The following is a 4,009-nucleotide window of genomic DNA, read 5'->3' as shown; positions in this document are numbered from 1 at the left end:
GAGCTACGAGGCCTCTCCCACCGGAAACAACACGTCAGCCGCGCGTGGAACCGCGGTGCGAACCACCGGACGTGTGAGTGTCCGGGACGGAAGGCGTGTGGGTGTCGGTGGTACCGCGTTCGAAACTGCGGGCGGTCTTCGTGTTCTGGTCCTCGGTCGCGTTGAAGCCCTTCGCCATGGTCTCCAGTCCGTCAGCCGTGCTGTCCAGCACCTCGACGAGCCCCTTGAGCCCGTCGACCATCTCTTTCCGAGGAGTGAGGTACTGCTCCGCGAAAGCCTTTCCCATGGAGTCGTCGCCCCAGCAGTCGCCGAGCTCGTTGAGGCGAGACTCGAGCCGGGTGACGAGCTGCCTCATCTGGTCCGAATAGGCCCGCACGTTGGGAGCGTTCTTCGCCAGCGCGTCAGGGTCCACCGCGAAGTAATTGGAAGACACCGCGACCTCCTTCTCACATCAGCTCGGGGGGAGAAAACCCCGGACTCCGGGACGTCCGGGATTGTGGGCTCCGGGGTTTCGTCAGGCGACCGGAGGCCGCGCGATACGGGGGCCGGACCCTCGGCCGGGACGGCCGCTGGCGATGTACTCCTGGACCTCGTCCGCCATGGGCGGCGTCTCCGGCAGCAGTCCGCCCAGATCGGCCTTGCCCTGGAGCAGGTCGGCGGCGGACATCCCCGCGGGAAGGTGACCGGAGAGGACCTCGGCGACGTCCGCCATGGCCGTCGCCCGGGCCTTCTGGATGGTCGTGAGGAGCATCTGGGAGAGCTCCACGGGGGCCATGCGCTTGTAGGCGCCGGTGGGGAACTCGATCTCGGTGACCTCGCCCTGCGAGTTCACGGTGACCTTCAGAGCCTGCCGGGGGGCCGTCGCGCTCGCCTTGACCTCACGCATCCTGCGCTGCAGTTCGCCGACCTGGGCCCGCTCCCTGCGATACGCGCCCAGCAGCTCTTCTATGTGCTGGTCGTACGGACTCGACATGGTGCTCCTCTCCCACCCGCTGTGACGCCCCCGCCCAGCGGGGAAGCGCTTCCGCGCCCCGGTCACGCCGAGTCGTCAGGGACAGCAAACATGCCGCCAGGGACTCCGTAAGCCTGATGCGGCAGGTCATGACCCGAAGGACACCGACCTCTGCCCCAACGACCCGGTACGGCGGACACGCCGGAAAATCCCAGCACGTCCGCCGCGCCGTCCGCGGTGCCGGCCGGTCAGCCGATCTCGTCGGCCCGCTGGGGCACAGCCCCCCAGGAGTCGGCGCCCTGCCTCAGCAGGTCGGCGATGCCGCGGCCGCTCTTCGCCTCGTCACCGTCCTCCTCCGGGCCCTCGTCCTCCTCGTCCTCATCCTCGTCATCAGGCACTTCCGCGGTGCTGAGCAGCATCCCGGCGTACCCGGTGACCGGCGGCGGCAGCTCCTCGGCGGCCGCGGCCTGGGACCGGTCGGGCCGCCAGGTGGCCAGGCCCGGGCCGGTGACCGGCTCGGCGGAGGTGTCGTCCGAGGAAGCGGAGGGCTGAGGGAAGCCGAGCCCGGCGGCGAAGACCGTGCCGTCCTCGTCGCTCCACCCCGGCTCCTCCGGCACGGCGGCAGCGCCGTCCTCCTCCTGTGGGCTCTCGGCCTCGTCGCCGCCGACTCCGGCCTCGGACACCGCGCCGTCCTCGTCGCTCCACCCGTCGTCGTCGCCGAGGACGTACTTGGGCTGGAGCTCTTCCTCCTCCTCGTCCTCCGCACGGCGCCCCCCGAGCGCCCACAGCATCGCGGGGTCGCCGGCCCCCCACGCGCTGGTGTCCTCCGCGGCCTCCGCGCTGGGGACCACGGCGACACGGCCTTCGTCGAGTTCGTCCGCCGCCGCGGAATCCGCGCCGGAGAGAGTCGCCCCGCCGGCCGGGGTCCCCTGCGTCTCGCCCGGCAGGTCCCCGACCTCGGGATCGGCCCAGCCGTTCTCCGTGTTCAGCAGCAGCCCCGAAGAGTCCGAACGCTCGTCACTGCCCCTCGGCGCGGCGCCCCCGGGCATCCCGTACGGCGGCATCATGCCGCCTTCCCGCGCGGCCGCTCCCTCGGCCGCAGCCGCCTCGCCGAGAGCGGCCTCCTCGGCGGCAGCCGCAGAGCCCTCGGGGGGCACCGAGACCCCGCCGACGCCCACCCGGGACGCGGTCGGCACGGCCCCCGGCCGCACCGGAGCTACCTCGCCCGCACCGCTTCCGCGGGTCGCCGGCGGAACCGGCTGGACCGACCCCGGCTGCGGGACGGGGACCGGAAACGGAGCGGGAACGGGCACTGCGTCGTGGTCGCGGTGGTCCCGGGCCTCGGCCGGCGCGGGGACATCGGCACCCGTCACACCGCTTCCGATGTTGGCCGGCACGGTGGTACCCGTCGTGCCCTGATGCACCAGTCCAGGCCCACCCGCGGAAGCCCCCGCGGCCGACCCGACCTCGCCCTCCCCGGGCACCTCACCATGCGCATCCGACCACGGCTCGACATCGCCCGACACGAGCCCGGAGGCATCGGACCGCTGCTCGTCCCTCGGCGCTCCACCGGCTCCGGGCGCCATCGGCATGAACGGCATCCCGGCACCAGCACCGCCAGCGGCATGGCTTCCCCCGGGGACCGAGCCGGGGGTCGGGGTGCCGACGCTGGGAATCCGGACTCCACCGGCGGTGCCGTGGTCCAGCGATTCGGACGGCATACGGGACACAGGGCCACTCGGCGCGGAACCCGTCGGCAACGACACGTGCGGCGTGGATCCCGTGGGCAGCGATGCGTGCGGGACGGATCCGTTCGGCACGGACCGACCAGGCACGGATCCGTTCGGCAACGCCCCCCTGGGCAACGGCATCACCGAACCCGGCACTTGCCCAATCGCCCCATCGGCACCTGTGCCGGGCGTCACGAGTCCAGGACCACCAGCAACGGCACCCGTCGTCGGTGAGACTTCACCCGTGGCCGGGGGTTCAACGCCCTGTCCGGACCATGGTTCGACGTTGCGTGATACGAGTCCGGAGGCGTCGGACTGTTGCTCGTCCCTCGGCGCTCCACCGGCTCCGGGTGCCATGGGCATGAACGGCATCCCGGCACCAGCACCGCCAGCGGCATGGCCTCCCTCCGGTACCGAGCCGGGGGTCGGGGCCTCGCCCAGCGACACGCCACCGGCGCCGGTACCGGTACCGGCGCTGGGCACCGTGATACCGCCGGCGGCACCGCGGTTCAGCAGATCAGACGGCATACGGGAGGCAGAGCCTCCGGGCGCGGACCCGTTCGGCAGCGACGCGTTGGGCACGGACCCGTTGGGTACGGAGCGCCCTGGCGCCGATCCGTTCGGCAACGTCCCGTTGGGAAGTGGTGTCACCAGTCCGGCTCCGCCCGCGGCGGCACCTGTCGTCGGTGAGATTTCGCCTGTGCCCGGTGGTTCGGTGCCTTGCCCGTTCCATGGCTCGACGTTGCGTGATACGAGTCCGGAGGCGTCGGAGCGTTGCTCGTCCTTCGGTGCGCCGCCGGCTCCGGGTGCCATCGGCATGAATGGCATTCCCGCGCCACCGACAGGCGCCTTAGCTGACGGCACACCCGAGCCCGCGCCCGCGCCGGGAGTGCCCATCAGCGACACCCCACCGGCACCGGTACCGGTGCCGGGAAACTTCACACCACCAGCGCCACCCTGACCCAACAAGTCGGACGGCACGCGAGACACAGGAGCGGTCGGGACGGACCGGCTCGGCAACGACCCTGACGGGGCCGAGCCGTTCGGCAGCGCTCCGTTGGGCAGTGGTGTCACCAGTCCGGCTCCGCCCGCGGCGGCACCTGTCGTCGGTGAGATTTCGCCTGTGCCAGGTGGTTCGGTGCCCTGTCCGGACCACGGTTCGACGTTGCGTGACACGAGTCCGGAGGCGTCGGAGCGTTGCTCGTCCTTCGGTGCGCCGCCGGCTCCGGGTGCCATCGGCATGAATGGCATTCCCGCGCCACCGACAGGCGCCTTAGCTGACGGCACACCCGAGCCCGCGCCCGCGCCGGGAGTGCCCATCAGCGAC

3 protein-coding genes are annotated in these 4,009 nt (G+C 72.0%); all 3 read right to left on the bottom strand.

Features of this window, described 5'->3' with window-relative positions:
* Nucleotides 1-34: 34 nt before the first annotated feature.
* The 3 genes from EHO50_RS11705 to EHO50_RS11695 all read right to left on the bottom strand — a co-directional run bounded on the left by EHO50_RS11705 (nucleotide 35) and on the right by EHO50_RS11695 (nucleotide 2,544).
* Complete coding sequence (locus tag EHO50_RS11705; RefSeq protein WP_128429835.1) at nucleotides 35-433, bottom strand: WXG100 family type VII secretion target; 399 nt, start codon at nucleotides 431-433, stop codon at nucleotides 35-37.
* Between the two features lie 81 nt (nucleotides 434-514).
* Nucleotides 515-973 carry a YbaB/EbfC family nucleoid-associated protein gene (locus EHO50_RS11700; protein ID WP_128429834.1) on the bottom strand — a complete coding sequence of 153 codons (459 nt, stop codon included), beginning with the start codon at nucleotides 971-973 and terminating at the stop codon, nucleotides 515-517.
* 227 nt (nucleotides 974-1,200) lie between these two features.
* Entirely contained in the window at nucleotides 1,201-2,544 is a 1,344-nt protein-coding gene (locus EHO50_RS11695; protein ID WP_128429833.1) for a hypothetical protein, read from the bottom strand.
* Between the last annotated feature and the right edge of the window lie 1,465 nt (nucleotides 2,545-4,009).

Origin of the sequence: Streptomyces cyaneus, from assembly GCF_004028635.1 — a bacterium.
GTDB classification, from domain to species: Bacteria; Actinomycetota; Actinomycetes; order Streptomycetales; family Streptomycetaceae; genus Streptomyces; species Streptomyces cyaneus.
Note: the sequence above shows the minus strand (reverse complement) of the source record. Positions and strands in the feature narration are given on the sequence as shown.